Below are 20,643 nucleotides of genomic sequence, written 5' to 3' on the forward strand. Positions count from 1 at the left end.
CGTCAGGACCCCGCGGACTGGCGTCGTGCCGCCCGCAGCGTGACCCAGTCGGTCACGCCGATGAGCGGCAGGGCGAGAAGAACAAAGAGCACCCCGGCCACGATGTACGGGGTGAAGTTGGCATCCTGCGCCGTCGCGATCTGAGCCGCGCGCACCGCGTCGATCGGCCCGGCCAGCGACACCAGGCCCACGTCCTTCTGCAACGCCACGGTGTCGTTGAGCAGCGGCGGGGCGACCCGGCGCACCGCCTGGGGCAGCACCACGTGGCGCATCGTCTGCCGGTAGGTCAGGCCCAGCGACCGCGCGGCGGCGAGTTGGCTGGGGTGCACCGACTCGATGCCGGCCCGGAACACCTCGGCCAGGTACGCCCCGTACGTGATCACCAGTGCCGCCCCGCCGAGCACCAGCACGCTCGGCATGCCCTGCAGGCGCAGCCCCGGCACGCCGAGAGTGCACACGTACAGCACGATGATCAGGGGGAGGCCGCGGAACGCGTAGGTGTAGCCGGTGGCCAGCGCCCGTACCGGGAAGAAGACCGGACCGCGCAGCGTGCGCAGCACCGCGACCAGCAGGCCGAGCGCCAGCGCGGCGACCGCGCAGACGGCCAGCAGCCGGATGTTGAGCCACAGTCCGTCGAGCACGGCGGGCAGATACTTCTTCGCGATCTCCACGTCGAAGAACGACGTCTTGACGCGCTCCCAGCCGGGGGCGCCGGTGACCGCGAAGGCCAGCGCGCCGCCCACGACCGCGGTGGACAGCGCCGAGAGCAGCACGGAGCGGATCGTCTGCCGCCTGCGGTAGGCGATCCGGCCCCGCTGAGTCTCGCTGGGCCGCATGCGCTCGGCCGTCACGACAGCTCGGGTGCCCCGGCGGAGCCGGCCAGCCAGGTCTTCTCCAGCGTCGCGAGGGTGCCGTCCTGGCGAAGCTGCTCCACTGCCTGGCTGACGCACGGGGTCAACTTCGAACCCAGATCCAGGACCAGACCGAACTGCTCGGGTACGCCCACCTGCGGCAACTGCCCCACGATCACCCCGTCGTCGAGCTCGGCGCCGGTCATGTAGAACGCGGTCGGCAGGTCCACGACGATGCCGTCGACCTGGCTGTTCTCCAGGGCCTTCTTGGCGTCGTCGTTGTTGTTGAAGACCTGGGGCTTCGCGGTCGGCTTGAGCAGCTCGGTGATCGCCTGGTAGCTGGTGGTCCCCACCTGGGCGCCCAGCGTGGCGCCCTTGAGCTCGGCGATCGTCTTCGCCCCGGCGATCTTCGAGCCCTTCGTGGTGATCACGGTCTGCCGGACGAGGTAGTACGGCGCCGAGAAGTCGACCGCCTTCCGGCGCTCCGGGGTGATCGAGAACTGGTTGATGTCGACGTCGAACGTCTTCGGCCCGGGCGCGATCGCGTTGTTGAAGGTCACCTGGGTCCAGACGACGTTCTCCGGCCGGTAGCCGAGCCGCTTGGCGACCTCGTACGCCACCGCCGATTCGAAGCCCTTGCCGTTGCTCGGCTTGTTCTCGCTGAACCACGGCTCGTACGCCGGGTTGTCGGTGCCGATCGTGAGCTTGCCCGGCGTCCGCGTGGCGAGCGCACCGCTCGCGCAGGCGGCGCCGGTGGCCGCGCTGCCACTCGCGGCGGGACCCGCCTCGTCCGCCGGCGCGCAGGCGCCCAGCGCGGCGAGGAGCACGACGGCGCCACCCAGCGCCACGAAGCTGTGTCTGCTGACCATGTGCCGCAGGCTAACTCCGACCCCCTCCGGCGGGCCAACGCGAATCCCAAGGTTTGGGGCCGTCGCTCGCGGGCCCGTCATGAGCTGCCACAATCGGCTCCTGTGAAGACGTTCGAAGAGTTGTTCGCCGAGTTGCAGGCGAAGGCGGCGCAACGGCCCGCGGGTTCGGGCACCGTCGCGGCGCTGGACGCCGGCGTGCACTTCATCGGGAAGAAGGTCGTCGAGGAGGCTGCCGAGTCCTGGATGGCCGCCGAGCATGAGGGGCCGCAGCGGGCCGCCGAGGAGATCTCGCAGCTGCTCTACCAGGCGCAGGTTCTCATGATCGCCACCGGTCTCGAGCTCAAGGACGTCTATCGACATCTGTGACGTGCCCTCCGCCGCCGTCGTCTCGACTTTCAAGGAGCACGTCCGATGCTGCGCATCGCCGTACCGAACAAGGGAACCCTGTCCGCCCCCGCCGCCCAGATGTTGCGTGACGCCGGTTACCGCCAGCGCACCGACGGCAAGGACCTCGTCTGCCGCGACGAGGACAACAGCGTCGAGTTCTTCTACCTGCGTCCCCGCGACATCGCCACGTACGTGGGCTCCGGCGACCTGGATCTCGGCATCACCGGCCGGGACCTGCTGGTCGACTCGGGCGTGCCGGCCCACGAGCTGCTGGATCTGGGCTTCGGCGGTGCCACGGTCCGCTGGGCGGCGCCGGCCGGCGTGCTGTGCTCGGAGGCCGAGATCGGCGGCCGGCGCATCGCCACCGCCTATCCGGGGGTGGTCGAGCGCTATCTGACCGAGCACGACCTCAAGGCCGAGGTCGTGCGCCTCGACGGGGCGGTGGAGAACGCCGTACGCCTGGGCGTGGCGGACCTCATCGCCGACGTGGTGGAGACCGGCACCACCCTGCGTCAAGCCGGGCTGGTGACCGTCGGGGAGCCGCTGTTGCGCTCCTCGGCGATCCTGGTCGGCCGCCAGGAGACGACGACGGCGAGGGCCGCGCAGCTCATCCGGCGCCTGCAGGGGGTCCTGGTGGCCCGCAGCTATGTGATGCTCGCCTACGACGTCCGGGCGGACCTGCTGGAGAACGCCACCGCGCTGACGCCCGGCATCGAGTCGCCGACCGTCTCCCCGCTGCACCGCGAGGGCTGGGTCGCCGTCCAGGCCATGGTCCGCCGCCTGGATGTGCACCGGATCATGGACGAGCTGTACGAGCTCGGCGCGCGCGCCATCCTGGTCACCGACATCGCCAACTGCCGGCTGTGAGCGAGCGTCCCGCCGGGCGGGGACCTGCCCGGCGGGACGGGCCACGCCAGTGGCAGAGTGGAAGGCGTGAGTACTTCCACGCATGAGGCGGCTGTCTACCGGCCGCGGCGCATCCGGTGGGTGGCCGGCGTCTCCGCGGCCGCGGTGGTGATCCTCTTCACCGTGCTCAGCTTCGGGCTGCACGGCTCCACCGGCGACGGCCTCGGGCAGTTCGCCCGGGGCGACCAGAGCGCCATGATCGGCCTCGGCGTGCTCGCCGGGCTCGGCATCCTCATGTTCACCCGGCCCCGGGTGCGGGCGGACGCCGACCACGTGCAGATCCGCAACGTCGTCGGCAACTTCGATCTGCCCTGGTCGGCGGTGCGCGCGGTGCGCTTCGACCGCAACTCGGCGTGGGCGATGCTCGAGCTGCACGACGACGAGACCGTGCCCGTGCACGCGCTCCAGGCGGCCGACAAGGACTACGCCGTCGAGGGGGTCCGGGCGCTGCGGGCCCTTCACTCGGCCGCCACCTCGTGAGCTGGTAGACTTCTGCGTAGTCGACCACGTCCGCGTTCGCGGGCGCGAAAGAGGAGCCCGCAGGTTCCCACCCGATTCGCTCTCACGGCGGCCGGGTCCGGTCAACCGATTCCGGGGTTCCGGGGTGGGTGCGCGTCCTCATGGGCGCCGATGACCGGTCGAGCGGGCCCTGGCATATGCCGGGGCCTTCTGCTTTCCCGTCGCCGGTGGCGGTTCACCGGTGGGCGCGAGGCCGACCGACATTGGCAGGGCTTTCTCCGGCGGAAGCCGGGGAGGGCCCGGAACATGACATCGTTCTGAGGAGGCCCCATCAGCGTCGAACCACGCGTTAACGAACAGATCCGGGCACGAGAGGTCCGTCTGGTCGGCCCCGAGGGTGAGCAGGTGGGCATCGTCCCGCTCGAGCGCGCCCTGCAGCTGGCTGCGGACGTCGACCTGGACCTGGTCGAGGTCGCGCCGATGGCACGTCCGCCGGTGTGCAAGCTCATGGACTTCGGAAAGTTCAAGTACGAGAGTGCACTCAAGGCGCGCGAAGCCCGGCGCAACCAGCAACAGACCGTCATCAAGGAAATGAAGCTCCGCCCGAAGATCGACCCGCACGACTACGAGACCAAGAAGGGTCACGTGGTGCGGTTCCTCAAGGCGGGCGACAAGGTCAAGGTGACGATCATGTTCCGCGGTCGCGAGCAGAGCCGCCCGGAGCTGGGTTTCCGGCTCCTGCGCAGGCTCAGCGAAGAGATCTCGGAACTGGGTTTCGTCGAGGCCAGTCCCAAGCAGGACGGCCGCAACATGATCATGGTGCTGGCTCCCCACCGGGCGACCAAGGCCGCCGCCGCGGCGACCATCGCGGCCAACGCCCGCCCGCCGCGGGAACCGCGTGAGGGCGATGGTGCCGAGGCACCTCCGGCCGCAGCAGCCGACACCACCGCAGCAGAGTAGTTACGAAATTCCCCGCCGGTCCCCGGCCGGCGGGGCAGAGAGAGTAGGCGTTCAAGTGCCGAAGATGAAGAGCCACACCGGCATGGGTAAGCGGGTGAAGGTCACCGGCAAGGGCAAGATCGTCCGTGAGCAGGCCGGCAAGCGCCACCTGCTCGAGGGCAAGTCCTCCCACGTCACCCGCCGGATGACCGGTACGGTCGTCGTGGCCAAGGCTGACACCAAGCGAGTCAAGAAGCTGCTGGGCCGCTGACGCGCGCGCCACACCCGTTCCCCTGTTAGGAGTACCGAAATGGCACGCGTCAAGCGGGCAGTGAACGCCCAGAAGAAGCGTCGCACGTTGCTGGAGACCGCCAGCGGATACCGCGGTCAGCGCTCGCGGCTCTACCGCAAGGCCAAGGAGCAGGTGCTGCACTCGATGCAGTACGCCTACCGCGACCGGCGTGACCGCAAGGGCGACTTCCGTCAGCTCTGGATCACCCGCATCAACGCGGGCGCCCGGGCCAACGGCCTGACCTACAACCGCCTCATCCAGGGCCTGAAGCTGGCCGGCGTCGAGGTGGACCGCAAGATCCTGGCCGACATGGCCGTCAACGACGCCGCCTCGTTCGCGGCGATCGTCGAGATCGCTCGCGCCGCCGTCGCGGCCGAGGGCACGGGCGGCGCCGCCGCCCAGGCCGCCTGAGCTAGTTCTCTCGGGGCGTCTTCCGGTTCGTCCGGGAGGCGCCCCGATGCATGTCCTCGGAGGAAGCGTGACCTTCACCCCCCGTACCCCCAGGGTCGTCGCGGCCCGGCGCCTGCAACGCCGCCGCGACCGCGACCAGACCGGCCGCTTCCTGGCGGAAGGCCCGCAGGCGGTGCGGTCCGCCCTGGCCGCGGGGGTCGTCCTCGAACTGTTCGGTACGGACGCCGCGCTGACCCGCCACGGCGACCTCGCCTCGCAGGCGCCCGAGGTGTCGCCGGTGACCGACGAGGGGCTCGCCGCACTCGCCGAGACGGTGCAGCCGCAGGGGCTGGTCGCGGTCTGCGAACAGGTCGACGTGCCGCTGGCCGACGCCCTCGCGAAGCAACCCCGCCTGGTCGCGGTCGTCGCCGAGATCCGAGACCCGGGCAACGCGGGTACGGTGCTGCGCACGGCCGACGCCGCCGGGGCCGGTGCGGTGGTGTTCGCGGGCGACGCCGTGGACCCGTACAACGGCAAATGTGTGCGGTCCTCCGCCGGAAGTCTGTTCAACGTGGACGTCGTGCGGGCGTCGCTGACCGTCGCCGGCGACCTGCGCGCCGCCGGGCTTCAGGTGCTCGCCACCACGGGCTACGGCGACGCCGACCTGGACGACCTGCTCGACGACGGCTCGCTGGCGGGGCCGACCGCGTGGCTGTTCGGCTCGGAGGCCCACGGGCTGCCCGACGAGGTGCTGAAGGCGGCTGACCGGCGGGTGCGCGTACCGATCTACGGCGGTGCGGAGAGCCTTAACCTGGCTGCCGCGGCGGCGGTCTGCTTGTATGCTTCGGCGAGAGCGCAGCGCTCCCCGAGGAGACCGTCATGAGTCAGATGTTTACCCAGCCCGCTGGTCGCGGGCTGGTCGCCTGACTTATTTGCGCGAACTTCCCTGACCGGCGGGCTGCGGCCCCGCCGCGCCTCCGTACACTGATCCACCGAGTCAGCCCCTCGCGGCCCTCGCTGCGCTCGGTGCACTCGGTCCAGACGAGCCGATGGTTCATCCGGTGTGAGGGAGTTCGCCCGACCATGTCCTACCGCAACGATCCGTACGATCCCAAGCAGGCCGCCCTACTGGCCCCCGAGGCCCTCGAGGCCGCCGTCACCGAGGCGGAGCAGGCGTTCGCCGCCGCGGGCGACCTCGACGCGCTCGGCGTGCTGAAGTCCGCCCACCTGGGTGACCGTTCGCCCGTGTCGCTGGCCCGCCGCGAGATCGGTTCCCTGCCGCCCGCCGCCAAGTCCGACGCCGGCAAGCGCGTCAACGTGGCCCGGCAGTCCATCCAGGGCGCGTTCGACGCCCGCCTGGCCGAGCTGGAGCGCGAGCGCGCCGCCCGCGTCCTGGTCGAGGAGCGCGTCGACGTCACCCTGCCCTGGGACCGGCGTCCCCGCGGCGCCCGGCACCCGCTGACCACGCTCATGGAACACATGACCGACCAGTTCGTCGGGATGGGCTACGACGTCGTCGAGAGCCCCGAGCTCGAGCTCGAGTGGGCCAACTTCGACGCGCTCAACATCGGGCCGGACCACCCGGCGCGCGGGCTCATGGACACGTTCTACGTGGACCTTCCCGGCCTGGTCATGCGCACACACACCTCGCCCGGCCAGGTGCGCACCATGCTGACGCGGCAGCCGCCGATCGCCGTGGTCTGCCCGGGCCGGGTCTACCGCACCGACGACCTCGACGCCACCCACAGCCCGGTGTTCCACCAGCTCGAGGGGCTCGTGATCGACGAGGGCATCACCATGGCCCACCTCAAGGGCACGCTGGACCACTTCGCCCGGGCCATGTTCGGCCCGGACGCGCGCACCCGCTGGCGTCCGCACTACTTCCCCTTCACCGAACCGTCGGCCGAGTTCGACGTGTGGTTCGCCGGCCACCGCGACGGCGCGCGCTGGGTCGAGTGGGGCGGCTGCGGCATGGTCAACCCGCGGGTCCTCGTCGCGTGCGGCATCGACCCGGAGCGCTACTCCGGCTTCGCCTTCGGCATCGGCGTCGAGCGCACGCTGATGTTCCGCAACGGAGTGAGCGACATGCACGACATGGTGGAGGGTGACGTCCGGTTCACCCGCGACTTCGGTATGGCGGTCTGATCATGAAACTGTCCCTGTCCTGGCTGCGCGAGCACGTCGAGCTGCCGGCGCCCACCGACGTCGCCGAGCTCGAGCGGCAACTCGTCGGCCTCGGCATCGAGGTCGAGTCCATCGTCGACCAGGCCGCGACCATCAAGGGCGACCTGGTCGTCGGCCGGGTGCTGGAGATCGAGGAGCTCACCGGCTTCAAGAAGCCGATCCGCTTCTGCCTCGTCGACGTCGGCAACGCGGCGCCGCAGGAAATCGTCTGCGGCGCGCGCAACTTCGCCGCCGGCGACCTCGTCGTGGTCATCCTGCCCGGCGGCGAGCTGCCCGGCGGATTCACGATCGGTGCCCGCAAGACATACGGGCGCAACTCCCACGGCATGATCTGCTCCGCGGCCGAGCTCGGGCTCAGCGGCGACCACGACGGCATCATCGTGCTCGCACCGGAGTCGGCGGCGCCCGGCACCGACGCGCGCCCGCTGGTCGGGCTCGACGACGTCATCATCGACATGGAGATCACCCCGGACCGCGGCTACCAGATGAGTGTGCGGGGGGTCGCCCGCGAGCTCGCGTACGCCTACGGCGCGGCGTACACCGACGCGGGTCTCTCCCCGGCGGCGGCCGGCACGGCGGAGGTTCCCTACGCCATCGGCATCGAGGACACGATCGGCTGCGACCGCTTCGCCGCGCGCGTGGTGCGGGGCATCGACCCGTCCGCGCCCTCGCCGGCGTGGATGCAGCGCCGGCTCATCGCGGCCGGCGTCCGCACGATCTCGCTCGCCGTCGACATCACCAACTACGTGATGCTCGAGCTGGGCCAGCCCATGCACGTGTTCGACCTCAACCTGCTGCGCGGCGCTCTGGTCGTACGCCGCGCCCGGCACGGAGAGAAGCTGACCACCCTGGACGGTGTCGCGCGCGTGCTCGACGCCGAGGACATGGTGATCTGCGACGACACCGGTCCGATCTCGCTCGCCGCGGTCATGGGCGGCGAGACCAGCGAGGTGCAGCCGGGCACGGTGGACGTCCTGCTCGAGGCCGCCCACTGGGACCCGGTCATGGTCGGCCGTACGGCCCGGCGGCACAAGCTGTTCAGCGAGGCCGCCAAGCGCTGGGAGCGCGGCGTCGACCCGCAACTGCCGCTGGTCGCCCTCCAGCGGGCGGTCGAGCTGCTCACCGCCCACGCCGGCGGCACGGTGGACGAGCGGGTGCTCGACATCGACCACGTCGCGCCGCCCGCGCCGCTGCACCTGGCCGCCGACCTGGCGACCCGCCGCATCGGCCTGGCGTACCCGGTGGGCCAGGTCGCCGAGCTGCTGGGGCACGTCGGCTGCACGGTCACCGTCGGCGAACCGCTTATGGTGACACCACCGTCGTGGCGCCCCGACCTGGTCGCCCCCATCGACCTGGTCGAGGAGGTGGCCCGCCTCGGCGGTTTCGACGCCATCCCGAGCCTGCTGCCGCCCGCCCGCGGCGGCCGCGGCCTCACCGCGTCGCAGGTACGCAGGCGCACGGTCGGCCGGGCCCTCGCGGAGAACGGCTACGTCGAGGTGCTGTCGTACCCGTTCGTCGCCCCGGCGGCGGCGGACGCGTTCGGCCTCGCGGCCGACGACCCGCGCCGCAGCGCGGTCAAGCTGACCAACCCGCTGTCGGAGCAGGAACCGCTGCTGCGCACCTCGCTGCTGCCGCCGCTGCTCGCCACGCTCAAGCGCAACCTGGCCCGCGGCGAGCGCGACCTGGCGCTCTACGAGACGGGTACGGTGTTCCTCCCGCACCTCGCGACGACCGCCCCGCCGGCCCTCGGCGTGGACCACGGCCCGTCCGACGAGGACTGGACGGCGGCGAACGCGATCGTGCCGGAGCAGCCGTGGCACCTCGCCGCGGTGCTCACCGGGGACGTGACCCCGGCCGGCTGGTGGGGCGCGGGACGCCCGGCCACCTGGTCGGACGCCGTGGAGGCGGCCCGCATCGCCCTGTCGGCGGCCGGCCTGGCCCCGGAGCGCGTCACGGTCGAGGCGGCCGCGTACGCACCATGGCATCCGGGTCGCTGCGCCGCGATCGCGGTCGACGGCACGGTCATCGGCCACGCCGGCGAGCTGCACCCGGCCGTCCTGTCGACACTCGAACTGCCCAAGCGCACCTGCGCGATGGAGCTCGACCTCGACGCGGTGCCGGTTCCGCCGGTCACCCAGGCCGGGAGGATCTCCAGCTTCCCGCCGGCCCTCATCGACGTGGCCCTGGTGGTGAAGACGGCGGTGCCGGCGGCCTCGGTCGAGGCGGCGCTGGTGGCGGGGGCGGGCGACCTGCTCGAATCGGTGCGCCTCTTCGACGTGTACGCGTCGGAGCAGCTGGGCGAAGGGCTGAAGAGCCTGGCGTACAAGCTGACCTTCCGCGCCATGGACCGCACGCTGACCGTCGAGGAGGCCGTGGCGGCCCGCGACGCGGCGGTGTCCGAGGCGTCAGCCCGCACCGGCGCGACGCTGCGCGGAGCCTGAAAACGATCACCGGTCCGCACCGGGGCGCCCCTTTGCAGCGCCGGTAACGATCACCGGGTCCGCACCGGGGCGCCTCTTTGCGGCGCCTGTAACGATCACCGGCCGGGTCTGTCAGGGCCCGGCCGGTGCCACCTCGACCTCGACCGGCGTGCCCGAGGGCGGATTCCCGAAGAGCTCGGCCGCGTTACCGCCCCGGGCGAACAGCTCGTAGCAGGCCCGGCCCGACCACCCCGAGCTGCCCGGCGCGAACGAGATCGTGCCCGAGGGCACGGTGAAGACGCCGTCGCTGACCATCGCCTCGGCCTCGGCGTCGCCGATGCGCACCCGGACCGTCGCGCCGGCCTCCGCCGGGGCGTCGTACCAGCTCGTCTTCAGATTGCCGTAGCCGTCGGTGTAGACAACGGCCCGTGCCGGGGCGGGAGCGACGCTCACCGGCTCACCGAGCAGACTGCCGTCGCCCCGCGCCAGCCGCGCGACGGCGGAGGGAAAGACGTCCCGCGACCGGAACTGCGAACCCGCGTCCGGCACGTTCACCGCCCGCAGCGGCACCCCTTCGGCGGCCAGAAAGGACAGACTGGCGCCGGCGGCCACCCCGACCACGAGCACGCCGGAATCGAGCCGGGCGGCCACCAGCCGCTCCCCGGCGTTGTCCTCCCGCGGATCGTCCTCGTCTTGACGCGGGGCGACGTTGGCATAGACGACCCGGTCGGCCGGCCCTTCCCCAAAGGCGAGCTGGGCCACGCAGAACCCGGCGCTGACGGTGTCGAACGGCGGCACCGGAATGGCGGCGACATCGGCGCCGGGCAGCAGCAGCGCCAACCGCTGCCGCACCTCGGCGAACGCGAGATCCCCCACACCGTAATCGGCGACGACGGTCAGAAGCATTTCCCCAACCTACGGGATCGCCGTGATCTTGCTATCGTCCTCCCGCTCGTGGCGTCGGTCCACGAGCACACCGGGGGAGGACACGATGCGCCATCTTTGGGCGTGGATAACGACAATCGCGATGGGATTCGGTGTCGCCGCGGTCGGTGGGACGCCCGCCGCCGCCGAGATTCCCAATCCGTACGTCTTCAGCTCGGCTGACGTCGGCTTCATCGAGGGCGGCGTCGATGTGCAACGCCGCGTCGACCTCATCCCGGTGATGGACGAGTACGTCGGGGACAAGAAGCCGATCATCCGGATCGACCTGGGCTGGAACTTCATCCAGTCGTGCGCGACCTGTCCCGTGGACTGGACCGAGCTGGACCGGTCCGTCGACGCCGCCTATGCGCAGGGCATGCGCGTGCTGCTCATTCTCGGCTACGCGCCGAGCTGGGCCAACGGCGGTCGGAAGTTCAACTACTTCCCGACCGATGACGCGGCGTGGGCGTCGATCGTCGACGCGGCGGTGGCCCACTTCGGCCCCAAGGTGCAGGCGTACGAGGTCTGGAACGAGCCGAACCTCGAGCACTTCGGCAACTATGGAGACAACAGCGTCGACGTGCGCGCCGGCCGGTACTGGGAGCTGGTGAAGATCGCCTACCAGCGGGTGCACGCGGCCTGCGCCGACTGCGTGGTCGTCGCCGGCGGTTCCGCTTACGGCGACGTCTACGACGCTCGCCAGTCGCGTAACGACAACGAGGCCCGGGACTGGCTCGAGTGGGCGTACAAGCACAACATGCGCGGCTACTTCGACGCCGTTGCCTACCACCCGTACCCCGACATCCGCGGCGGCCACCTCCCGTCCTACGCCATGATCCCCTGCACCGCCCCCCACTGGTACCGGTGGTGGTCCGGCTTCGGCCCGGACGACCCGCAGTGCGGAGGCCTGGCCGCGTTGCGTGCCGTCATGGTCCAATACGGCGACTCGGCGAAGAAGATCTGGGGCACCGAGTTCGGATTCCCGACGTCTGGCTCCCGCGAGCCGCAGTCGCGCGAGCACGTCCGCGACGCGCTGGAGGAAGGCGTGCGCACGTGGCGCTCACGCGACTACACCGGCCCGCTGTTCATCTACTCCTTCCAGGACCTCCAACGATCCTTCCCGCATTGCGTCAAGAATCCCGCCGACGGCGAATGCCACTTCGGTCTCCGCGACGCCGAAGGGCGGCCGAAGGAACCCATCTACAGCGATGTGCGCGCCGCACTGATCGGTAACGACTTCCTGAACTCACTCTCCCCAGGCCGCTCCCTCTTCCGCGGCACGGCGATGCGATCCAGCGACGGCAAGTACTGGCTGTGGATGCAGACCGACGGCAACCTGGTGATCTACCAGGTGGTCGGTGGCAGACAGACGGTGCTCTGGGGACAGGGCGACAAGCGCGCCTACCGCCTGAGCAACCAGCACGACGGCAACCTCGTCCTCTACGACCAGGCCGACAACGTCCTCTGGTCATCCCGCACCAAGGGCAAGGGCGACTCCACACTGTGGATGCAGGAAGACGGCAACCTCGTCCTGTACGCCCACCAACCCCTCCCGGTCAAACCGACCTGGGCCAGCAACACCGTCCGTCCGTAATGAAGAGACGCATCGTCGTATGACTCCGGCCCGGGCCGGCTGCCCTCGGGCGGCCGGCCCGGGTGCTTTCGCGGATCAGTTCACGGCTCTGGTCAGGGAAGGGGCCCGGCCGATCGTTCTTGCGTAGATCCATCGCCCAGTCGAGGAAACGGTCGCGCAGGCCGTCCGGCAGTGGTCCTCGGCGGGAATGGTGGAAGCTGTCGTCGATCGCTTCCCACATGGTCGTGCCGAGGTAGATCAGCAGACTGCCGACGTCATCGGCGTACTCCTCGGAGAGCCGCACTTTCGCCGGCGCGCAGGGCCAAAGCTGACCGCATAGTGGACACTCCCAGCTCGGCCGCGTGGGAACGTGCTCCTCGGTCACATCCAGCCTCCGGTCGCGCGGTACTGCTGGGCCGGCGTGAGCGTGCCGGCCCGACCGACCTCCGGCCAGGCCCCGGTGTGCTGCGCGCTCCAGGCACCTGTGCCGTCAGTCGGTGCGTAACGAGCCCGCACGCGTTCACGTTTTGCCTCGTCGCAGGGCCACTTCAAACCGCACACGCCGCACCTGTCTGCACGCCACATCCACCGACGCGGCAAAGTGCGCGGATAGTGCTTCGCGATCACCATGCTTTCACCCTGCTTCAAGGCATGGTCACGAGAAATGACAGTGCGTTGCCGGCTTGTTGCATCTCTGCTGCATCGGGAACCTATGCTTGCGGAACCGCGGGCAGGAGTCTCGGATGATCACAGTGCAGCGTTGGACGGGCAGGGAGACCCGTGCGCTTCGTGTGGCACTCCGGCTGCCCGTTCGCAGCTTCGCTGCCTACCTTGGCGTCGGCGTGCGGACCATTGCCAACTGGGAAGCCGGCGGATCGAGCGTCATGCCCCGTCCAGAGATGCAGGCAGCCCTGGACACCGCCCTGATCCGTGCAGACCCTGGAACAAAGGACCGTTTCGCCAACCTCCTGGATGACTGCGACGACAGCATGCTTTCGAAGGCGGCCACTGCCTCGGACCAAACCGTCGAGCAGCGTTCGAGGGATGCCCTCGACACGGAGAGTGGGGGCGCTGAGCTCCGCGAGCGCCTGGAAGCCGCTTCGGCGGTCGATCGTGGATCCCTCAGTCTGCTGACCACTCAGTTGAACCAGATTCGCGAGATCGACAGAAAGTTCGGTGTTCGAACCTCGGCGCCACAGCTCGGTGGTTATCTAGCCACGATCAGATCACTCCGGTCGCACACCATCGGCAATCGTGAGGCGCTAGCCGACCTCTACGCCGACGCGCCCACGCTTGCCGGCTGGCAGTGCCTGGACATGGGCAATCTGAGAGACGCCTGGAACCACTACGAGGCAGCCAAAGAAGCGGGCCGAGAGGGCCGATCGTCTCTGACGTTGGTCCATGCATTGGCCGAACAGGCTTACGTTCTGGTGGAGATCGGTGATACTAGGCGCGCGTCGGAGCTGGTCGAGTATTCCCACTCCATTGCCTTGGGAAATGCTCCTGACCTTCTCATTGCGTGGCTCTGGGCGGTGCGCGGTGAAGTGAAATCTGTTGCGGGAGAGGACCCAGCCTGCCGAGCCGCCTTTGACGCGGCGGAGATTACGCTGCCGGCCGACTGCTGCAATCCCGAGACACCCTTCATCGTGCTTAGCGAGGTGCATCTCGCCCGATGGAGGGGCAATGCCTGGGCGCGGCTCGGCGACCCAACCGCTATAGAGAGTCTTCAGAACGCTTTGAACGGTCTGGACGAGAGTTTCGTGCGTGCGAGAGCCGGTATGCACGCCGACCTCGCCGGTGCGTTCCTGACGACGAAGCAATTCTCGCAGGCCAACGCCCATGTTCAGAAGGCGGAAGTGCTGGCCACGCGCGTCGGCTCAGCTCGTCAGCAACGGCGGATACGTCAGCTCAAGGCTGACTTACCGATGAGTTCCTGCCAGGACGTATAGAAGACCGACGAGCGTTCCCGAGCCTTGCGCCGACCCCTGGCGAAGGATCGCGGAGATCTCTCGACGAGGTATCCAAGCCACAGCGCCAGCCTCATCCTTGTCGGCGGGTGCACCGATGTACTCCGCGTCGCGGAACAGGTACACCGAATGTTTCGCGTCGACCATGCCAGGGATGGGATGGAACTCCGAGATGAGTTGTGGCTCACCGAGCGGGCGCCAACCCGTCTCTTCCTCTGTTTCTCGTGCCGCGGCCTCGGCGGAGGACTCCCCGTCTTCAGGAAAGCCACCGGGGAGCTCCCACCCGACTTCATTGGGGACAAAGCGGTGCCGCCGCAGCATGAGGACCTGGTCGTCTGCGTTCATCACCACCGCCACGGCGACATTCCGTAGCCGGACGACGTGATGCCAGAAGCGCTCTCCGCCAGGCGGCTCCACTTCCTGCTGCACGAGCCGTACCCAGGGATTGTCGTACAGTGTCCGCTCGCCATAGACGTGCCATCGCGGAACGCCCTCTGCGTCGTCGACCACGTCGCGATCCTACGCAGTAGCTGCGGTGGCCGTTGTCGTTGACCAATGCGGTCGCGATCCGCCGAGCGGCAATCGGCCATGATGTCTCCCTGCCGATCCCTTGATTGAGGCACGTTGCCGATGGACTGTGGTGCCGCGCACGTCCTGCAGGGGTCCGTCTCGTCCCAGTGTTACTGGCCAGTAGGTTCGTCGTCGGCGTCCGCGGGGGACGTGGTCAACGGGGGTAACAAGGCGTGAGAAGAACTCAGCTGGCGTCCGCATTGGTCGTTGCACTGCTTCTGGGATGTTCGAGGCCGGCGATTGCGGTGTCATCCTCTGTGGCCAGGTCGGACGCATCCGCGACGAGCCTGCCCTGAATGCCGCCATGATCACCTGGCACATCACCGAGGTCAGCCCACCTGCGACGGCCGACGGCATCACCACCTCGCGGGTGTGGCTGACACTCGACGGGGTCGACTTTCCGTGCGCGCGTTGGGCTGATCTCCCCATGTCGGTAGTCGGCGCCGCGGTTGCGGCGTACACCAACCTCCTCAACGGAGAGGGCGAGGTCTTCTCGTACTTCTTCGAGGGCTCTTACTACCTCTACTATCGGCGTGTTGACGCCGACGAGCCCAGGGTCTACATCGAGGCGAACCGCGATGACGACCCCGACAACCCGGTCTCGATCGCGGTCGGCGAGGTGCTGCTCGACCAGTTCCGGAGCGCACTGGCCAGTGCGGTGCACGAGCTCGCCAACACCCTCCAGGGAAAGCCGCACACCGAGGAAGACATGGAGCTCGTGAAGCGAAACCAGGCGATCCTCGCCCGCTGATGGCGTCTATCGATCGACGACTGTGATGGCGCGTCAGCCGCCGGTGGTCGGGAGGTTGTCGAGGAGGGTGCGGCCGATCACCGCGTGCGCCTGCACCGCCGGATGGGTCGCCCCGTAGTTGTCGGGGTCGCCGAGTTCCTCGGCGAACAGTGCGTACGTCAATTTGGGCCGGCCGTCCGGGCCGAACATGATGCCGGCCTCGTGCCGGGAAGCGCCCAGGTCGTTGGAGTCGGCGCCGTACTTCGTGGCGATGCGGCTGCGTTCCTCGGAGGACATCGTGCGGCGGATGCCGTCGTGGTAGCCGTGGATCCAGCGGATGATGCTCAGCAGGAATCGGCAGGACGCCGGGGTGAGCAGCGTGCCGGTGGCGAGGCGCCAGAGCAGGTCGTGTGTCTCGCGGGGGGTCGTGGTGCCCAGGTAGAAGCGGTTGGGGTTCTCGACCGGTTCGACCCGGGTGTGGGTGAAGTTCTTCGCCGCGAGGATCTGGTTGATTTCCGCTGCCGGCACGACGCGGCCGCACATGCGGACGGCGGTGTTGTCCGACATCAGCAGCATCGCGGTCAGGAAGTTGGCGACCGTGATCTGGTCGCCCCAGACGGTGTGCAGGAAGTAGATGCCGGAGCCGTCGAGGATGAGGTCCTGTTGGAGGTCCAGTGTGGTGGCCAGGGTGAGCTCGCCCCGGTCGATCTTGTCCATGACGGCTGTCGCTACGGCGAGCTTCTGGACGCTGTAGCCCTCGGTGACGTGGTCGGCGTCGTCCTCGACGATCAGGCGGGGGACGCCGGCGTGGTCGACGGCGGCGACGTGCGTGTGCCAGGTGCCGCCGGCTTTCGCCTTTTCCCGCTCGTACACGGATCGGATGGTGTCGGGTTTGTCGCTGGTGGGGGGTTCGTCGGGTCGGGCGGCGGCGGCAGGGCCGCTCATGCCGGCCGACACCGCCGCGGCGGCGCCCAGTCCGAGGGCGGAACGGCGGGACAGGTGGGCTGGCATCGTGCTCCCTCGATGATCCGGCGGTCCGTCGGCACGGTATCGCATAACGGCCGGAGGCGCCGGGACGTTACGGCGGGAGCACAAAGGGCGGTCACAGGTGGAGCACGTTGGCCTGGAGCACGTTCCACGATTCCTCGTCGTCGGCGGTTCCCGTGTGGGGGTGCCGGAAGCGGTTCACGTCCACGCACAGATCGTTGATCATCCACCGCCGCCGGTAGAGTTCCAGCAGGTCCGGAAGGACCTCGATGCCGGTGGCGGCGGTGTACGCCGAGTGGTCGTCGCCGAGCAGCCACAGGTCGCGTTCGGGCGGGGCCAGCAGCGCGGTCTCCCAGTCGATGAGCTTGAAGCCCTCGGCGGTCAGCATCGTGTTGCCGGGATGGGGTTCGCCGTGGGTCAGCACGGACCGTGAGCGGTCGGCCGTGGCGGCGAGAACGTCGTAGCGTTCCAGCAACGCGCGGACCGGTGTGGTATGCCGCGCGATCAGGCTGACCGCGCGCGCCGTGTAGGGCCCGGCGTCCGCGACCTCGTAACCTGCCAGGGTTGCCTCGAGCGCGTCGCGGTGGGGGATGACGAAATCGTCGGTGGTCGCCCTCCGGCCGATCTCTCGCGGCGCGGTGTGCAAGGCCACGAGCATGTCGCGTACGGCGTCCCGATGGCTTTCCGCCGGGAAGTCGCCCCACGAAAAGCTTTCACCCTCCAGGTACGGGTACAGCGCCGCGGCATAGCGACGGGTGACGCGCATCAGTGGCCGCACCGGCGCTACGACGAACGGCAGGCTCAGCGCCGAGGCGGCGTCGAGGGCCCCGCGCAGCCGCTCGTACGGGGCGTCCAGGTCCTCGCCGTCGTGGCGTCGCTTGACCTCCAGGTCGTCGACCGTGAGGAACCAGGCGGTCCCGGCCGCCCAGTGGTGGCTGCCCCAGCCGACCGGCCGATACTCCAGGGAGGACTCCAGCGCGAAGGCCTCGCGCAGGATCTGTTCGGGGAGGTCATCGGGCGGCGTCAACACGCCTCGATCATCTCAGGAGATCCGGAAGCGGGCTCGCAGCAGGTTCCGGGGCCGGGAGTTCGGGCCCACGAGCAGATCGAACTCGCCCGGCTCGACGACACGACGCCCGTCCGCAGTCACCAGCGAGCAGTCGGCCGCCCGCACCTCGAGGGCGACCGTGACGCTTTCGCCCGCCGGCACCTCGACCTGTCGGTACGCCTTCAGTTCCCGGGTGGCCCAGGTGACGCTGGTGACGAGGTCGCTGACATACGCCTGGACCGTCTCGAGCGCCGGCCGGCCGCCGGTGTTGTCCAGCCGTACGGTGGCTCGGATCGTCCCGTCCTTCCGCACGTCGGGGTCGGCGATGCGCAGGTCGGCGTACTCGATGGTGGTGTAGCTCAGGCCCTCGCCGAAGGCGAACAGCGGGTCCTGGTTCAGGTCGGCGTAGCGGTCGCCGTGCTGGCCGCGGATCTGGTTGTAGTAGATCGGCTGCTGGCCGACGTGCCGGGCGGCCGACACCGGCATCCTGCCGGCGGGTTCGATGTGGCCGAGCAGCAGTTCGGCCAGGGCCCGGCCGCCGCGCATGCCCGGGTTGAAGGCCTGCACCAGCGCGTTCGCCCGCAGCGCGGACGGGGGCAGCACCGCGGGCTTCGAGTTCATCAGGACCACGATGGTGGGCGTCGAGGTGTCGGCGAGGGCGTCGAGCAGCGCGATCTGACCGCCCTGGAGTTCCAGAGTGGCCGTCGACTTGCTCTCGCCGGTGAGCGCCACGGTGTCGCCCACGACGACGACCGCGTAGTCGGCGGCGCGCGCGGCCGCGACCGCTTCGGCGATCATCGCGGGGTCGGCGTCGGCGGGCTGGGAGATCGGCGGCCGGGGCTGGCCGTCGGCGTAGTGCGCGCCGGCCGGGTCGGGCACCAGGTGCTCGATGTCGGCGCCGCGAGCGGTGGTGATCGTCCAATCGGTCGGGGCGACCGCCCGGAAGCCGTCCAGCACGGTCTCGACGAGTTCGCGGGGCTGGCCGTCGGGCATCCAGTCGACCTGGCCCGACGCGCCGGCCCAGTCGCCGAGTTGGGCCTGCGGATCGTCGGCGTTCGGACCGATGATCGCGATGGTTCTGGGGGTGCCGGCCGGCATCGGCAGGGTGCCGTCGTTGGTGAGCAGCACCAGCGAGCGGCGGGCCACCTCGAGATTGAGCGCGGCGTGGTCCGGGTGCCCGATGACCGCCGCCTGCCGTCGCGCGTCGGGGGCGCGGGGGTTCTCGAAGAGGCCGAGTTCGACCTTGAGCCGCAGGATCCGGCGTACGGCGGCGTCGACGTCCTTTTCGGCGACCAGGCCGCGCCGCACCGCGGCCTGGGCACCCTCGAAGAACGCGGGGGTCGTCATCACCAGGTCGTTGCCGGCGCGGACGGCGACGGCCGCCGCCTCCACGTCGTCGGCGCAGACCTTCTGTTCCCACACCATGCGCCCGACGTTGTCCCAGTCGGTGACGAGGGTTCCGGTGAATCCCCACTCTCCTTTGAGGACGTCGTTGAGCAGCCAGGTGTTGGCGGTGATCGGCACTCCGTCGATCGACTGGTAGCCGATCATGAACGTGCGGCAGCCCTCGCGGGCGACCCGCTCGAACGGCGGCAGGAACCAGGCCCGCAGCTTGCGCGGGCTCAGGTCGGCCTCGCTGGCGTCCCGACCGCCCTGCGTCTCGGAGTAGCCGGCGAAATGCTTGGCGGACGCGATGACGGCGGTCGGATCGGCGAGGCCATCGCCCTGGTAGCCGCGGACCATCGCGGAGCCGAGCTCGCCGATGAGGAACGGGTCCTCGCCGAACGTCTCGTTCACTCGTCCCCACCGCAGGTCGCGGGCGATGCACAGCACCGGTGAGAACGTCCAGTGGATGCCGGTCGCGGACACTTCGACGGCGGTCACCCGGGCGACGCGCTCGACCAACGCCGGGTCCCAGGTCGCCGCCATCGCGAGCTGGGTGCCGAAGACGGTCGCGCCCGGCCAGAAGCCGTGTCCGTGGATGCAGTCCTCGGCGGTGATCAGCGGAATGCCGAGCCTGGTCTGCGCCGCCAGGTCGATCGCCTCGAGCATCCGTTGCGGGGAGGCGTGCAGGATCGAGCCGGCCAGTCGCGTGGTGATCGCGTCCTCGAGGTCCAGCCGGGCGTCGAGCTGGAGCATCTGGCCGACCTTCTCGGCGAGCGTCATCCGGCCCAGCAGATCCTCGACCCGCTGATCGATGCCCAGGGCCGGATCACGGTACGGGTCGCCAGCAGCCATCGCTCTCCTCCGATGCATCGCCCAGCGCGGGGAAGTGTCGCATGGCCGGAACCGGTACCGGCGGCCGCGGGGATCGGCTTTTCGGCCATCGAGTTCCGGAACCTCAGCAGGCGGCGGGCGTGGCGACCGGCGCCGTGGTTGACGTGTCGCCGGTGGGTCCGTCGGGATCCTGGCGCTGTCGCGCGGGGAACCCCCGGACGACGAGCAGCACGCCGAGGGTGATCTCGAAGAGGCCGCCGGGCACCGACAGCGCCACGCCGACGGCATAGCCGAGGATCTCCAGCACGGCCCCCAGCAGGAAGACGCCGTAGCCGACGAGCCCCCACACGGCCAGGAATCGGGGCACCAGCCGGGCCCGCGACAACACCCGACAGAACACCATGCCCACGGCCCCGACGGAGATCATCGCGAGCTGGTAGCTGTAGTGGTTCCCGACCTTCGCGACCCGGGCCAGCGCCGGCAGGCCCGACGCGCCGTCGGCGCCGGCATCGGCGTACTCCTGGGCGAGCGGCACCAGGATCAGCAGGAAGAGGATCCCGGCGGTGAGCAGCACCGCCTCGATCGCCCGCCCGACCAGATATGCGTAGGCGGACAGCTCGTCGTGCGCCTTCAGCACCGGAAACGCCAGCACGCCGATGCTGGCGACGACAGCGGAGTTGACCAGCATCAGCAGCGCCCCGGCCGACACGCGCAGCTGGTTGTCCGCCACGGCGGCCAGCACGTCGGGGGCGCCGGACCCGGAGTCGACCAGCGCGCCACCCGTGGCGTACACGACGAACGCCAACAGGAACAGTGCCCCCACGGCTCGCCCGACCATTTTCGTCGACATGGTTTCTCCCATCACGGGCGACGCGGCGCGCCACCTTACGTTGTAAGGCAGACGGTACCTTACTAAGTACGAACGAGCCA

The 20,643-nt window shown here is 69.8% G+C and carries 20 protein-coding genes; 12 read left to right on the plus strand and 8 right to left on the minus strand.

Annotation, left to right across the window (positions count from 1 at the left end; all coding sequences use genetic code 11):
- Window positions 1–2 precede the first annotated feature (2 nt).
- Together AB0M36_RS04230 and AB0M36_RS04235 are read right to left on the minus strand one after the other, a co-directional pair.
- Complete coding sequence (locus tag AB0M36_RS04230) at window positions 3–836, minus strand: amino acid ABC transporter permease (RefSeq protein WP_364152278.1); 834 nt, start codon at window positions 834–836, stop codon at window positions 3–5.
- An 11-nt stretch (window positions 837–847) separates the two neighbouring features.
- Window positions 848–1,720: an ABC transporter substrate-binding protein gene (locus tag AB0M36_RS04235; protein WP_364151992.1), complete on the minus strand. Its 873-nt coding sequence runs from the start codon at window positions 1,718–1,720 to the stop codon at window positions 848–850.
- A 102-nt stretch (window positions 1,721–1,822) separates the two neighbouring features.
- On the opposite strand from AB0M36_RS04235, the gene AB0M36_RS04240 reads away from it, so the two are divergent.
- The 9 genes from AB0M36_RS04240 (at window position 1,823) to pheT (ending at window position 9,718) form a co-directional block, all read left to right on the plus strand.
- Entirely contained in the window at window positions 1,823–2,086 is a 264-nt protein-coding gene (locus AB0M36_RS04240) for a phosphoribosyl-ATP diphosphatase (protein ID WP_364151994.1), read from the plus strand.
- 45 nt (window positions 2,087–2,131) lie between these two features.
- Window positions 2,132–2,974, plus strand: a complete 843-nt coding sequence (gene hisG / locus AB0M36_RS04245) for an ATP phosphoribosyltransferase (protein WP_364151996.1) — start codon at window positions 2,132–2,134, stop codon at window positions 2,972–2,974.
- A 66-nt stretch (window positions 2,975–3,040) separates the two neighbouring features.
- Window positions 3,041–3,493: a PH domain-containing protein gene (locus AB0M36_RS04250; protein ID WP_364151998.1), complete on the plus strand. Its 453-nt coding sequence runs from the start codon at window positions 3,041–3,043 to the stop codon at window positions 3,491–3,493.
- A gap of 309 nt (window positions 3,494–3,802) precedes the next feature.
- Window positions 3,803–4,432, plus strand: a complete 630-nt coding sequence (gene infC / locus AB0M36_RS04255) for a translation initiation factor IF-3 (protein WP_364152281.1) — start codon at window positions 3,803–3,805, stop codon at window positions 4,430–4,432.
- Between the two features lie 55 nt (window positions 4,433–4,487).
- Complete coding sequence (rpmI, locus tag AB0M36_RS04260; RefSeq protein ID WP_071807036.1) at window positions 4,488–4,682, plus strand: 50S ribosomal protein L35; 195 nt, start codon at window positions 4,488–4,490, stop codon at window positions 4,680–4,682.
- Window positions 4,683–4,721: 39 nt separating this feature from the next.
- Window positions 4,722–5,114 carry a 50S ribosomal protein L20 gene (gene rplT, locus AB0M36_RS04265; RefSeq protein WP_184991627.1) on the plus strand — a complete coding sequence of 131 codons (393 nt, stop codon included), beginning with the start codon at window positions 4,722–4,724 and terminating at the stop codon, window positions 5,112–5,114.
- A 46-nt stretch (window positions 5,115–5,160) separates the two neighbouring features.
- On the plus strand, window positions 5,161–5,976 hold the full coding sequence (locus AB0M36_RS04270; protein ID WP_364152001.1) for an RNA methyltransferase: 816 nt from the start codon (window positions 5,161–5,163) through the stop codon (window positions 5,974–5,976).
- A gap of 200 nt (window positions 5,977–6,176) precedes the next feature.
- On the plus strand, window positions 6,177–7,238 hold the full coding sequence (locus AB0M36_RS04275) for a phenylalanine--tRNA ligase subunit alpha (RefSeq protein WP_364152003.1): 1,062 nt from the start codon (window positions 6,177–6,179) through the stop codon (window positions 7,236–7,238).
- A gap of 2 nt (window positions 7,239–7,240) precedes the next feature.
- Entirely contained in the window at window positions 7,241–9,718 is a 2,478-nt protein-coding gene (pheT, locus tag AB0M36_RS04280; protein WP_364152005.1) for a phenylalanine--tRNA ligase subunit beta, read from the plus strand.
- Window positions 9,719–9,829: 111 nt separating this feature from the next.
- On the opposite strand, the gene AB0M36_RS04285 is transcribed toward pheT, so the two are convergent.
- Window positions 9,830–10,603 (minus strand): hypothetical protein, encoded by a 774-nt coding sequence (locus tag AB0M36_RS04285; protein WP_364152008.1) that lies wholly within the window; start codon window positions 10,601–10,603, stop codon window positions 9,830–9,832.
- Between the two features lie 121 nt (window positions 10,604–10,724).
- Here AB0M36_RS04285 and AB0M36_RS04290 point away from each other — a divergent pair, with 121 nt between their 5' ends.
- Together AB0M36_RS04290 and AB0M36_RS04295 are read left to right on the plus strand one after the other, a co-directional pair.
- Window positions 10,725–12,215 carry a hypothetical protein gene (locus AB0M36_RS04290; RefSeq protein ID WP_364152010.1) on the plus strand — a complete coding sequence of 497 codons (1,491 nt, stop codon included), beginning with the start codon at window positions 10,725–10,727 and terminating at the stop codon, window positions 12,213–12,215.
- A 722-nt stretch (window positions 12,216–12,937) separates the two neighbouring features.
- Window positions 12,938–14,143: a hypothetical protein gene (locus AB0M36_RS04295; RefSeq protein ID WP_364152012.1), complete on the plus strand. Its 1,206-nt coding sequence runs from the start codon at window positions 12,938–12,940 to the stop codon at window positions 14,141–14,143.
- On the opposite strand, the gene AB0M36_RS04300 is transcribed toward AB0M36_RS04295, so the two are convergent.
- Window positions 14,114–14,671, minus strand: a complete 558-nt coding sequence (locus AB0M36_RS04300; RefSeq protein WP_364152014.1) for an NUDIX domain-containing protein — start codon at window positions 14,669–14,671, stop codon at window positions 14,114–14,116. The two genes, AB0M36_RS04295 and AB0M36_RS04300, sit on opposite strands and share 30 nt — an antisense overlap.
- A gap of 283 nt (window positions 14,672–14,954) precedes the next feature.
- Here AB0M36_RS04300 and AB0M36_RS04305 point away from each other — a divergent pair, with 283 nt between their 5' ends.
- Complete coding sequence (locus AB0M36_RS04305) at window positions 14,955–15,482, plus strand: hypothetical protein (RefSeq protein ID WP_364152016.1); 528 nt, start codon at window positions 14,955–14,957, stop codon at window positions 15,480–15,482.
- Window positions 15,483–15,515: 33 nt separating this feature from the next.
- On the opposite strand, the gene AB0M36_RS04310 is transcribed toward AB0M36_RS04305, so the two are convergent.
- The 4 genes from AB0M36_RS04310 to AB0M36_RS04325 all read right to left on the minus strand — a co-directional run bounded on the left by AB0M36_RS04310 (window position 15,516) and on the right by AB0M36_RS04325 (window position 20,563).
- On the minus strand, window positions 15,516–16,472 hold the full coding sequence (locus AB0M36_RS04310) for a serine hydrolase (RefSeq protein WP_364152019.1): 957 nt from the start codon (window positions 16,470–16,472) through the stop codon (window positions 15,516–15,518).
- A gap of 91 nt (window positions 16,473–16,563) precedes the next feature.
- The gene (locus AB0M36_RS04315; RefSeq protein ID WP_364152022.1) at window positions 16,564–17,478 is read right to left on the minus strand and encodes an aminoglycoside phosphotransferase family protein; all 915 of its coding nucleotides are present in this window, start codon (window positions 17,476–17,478) and stop codon (window positions 16,564–16,566) included.
- Window positions 17,479–17,490: 12 nt separating this feature from the next.
- The gene (locus AB0M36_RS04320; protein ID WP_364152025.1) at window positions 17,491–19,734 is read right to left on the minus strand and encodes a glycoside hydrolase family 3 N-terminal domain-containing protein; all 2,244 of its coding nucleotides are present in this window, start codon (window positions 19,732–19,734) and stop codon (window positions 17,491–17,493) included.
- A gap of 103 nt (window positions 19,735–19,837) precedes the next feature.
- Window positions 19,838–20,563, minus strand: a complete 726-nt coding sequence (locus AB0M36_RS04325) for a DUF4386 domain-containing protein (protein WP_364152028.1) — start codon at window positions 20,561–20,563, stop codon at window positions 19,838–19,840.
- Window positions 20,564–20,643: the final 80 nt, after the last annotated feature.

This window comes from Actinoplanes sp. NPDC051346 (assembly GCF_040682215.1).
Lineage (GTDB): Bacteria > Actinomycetota > Actinomycetes > Mycobacteriales > Micromonosporaceae > Actinoplanes.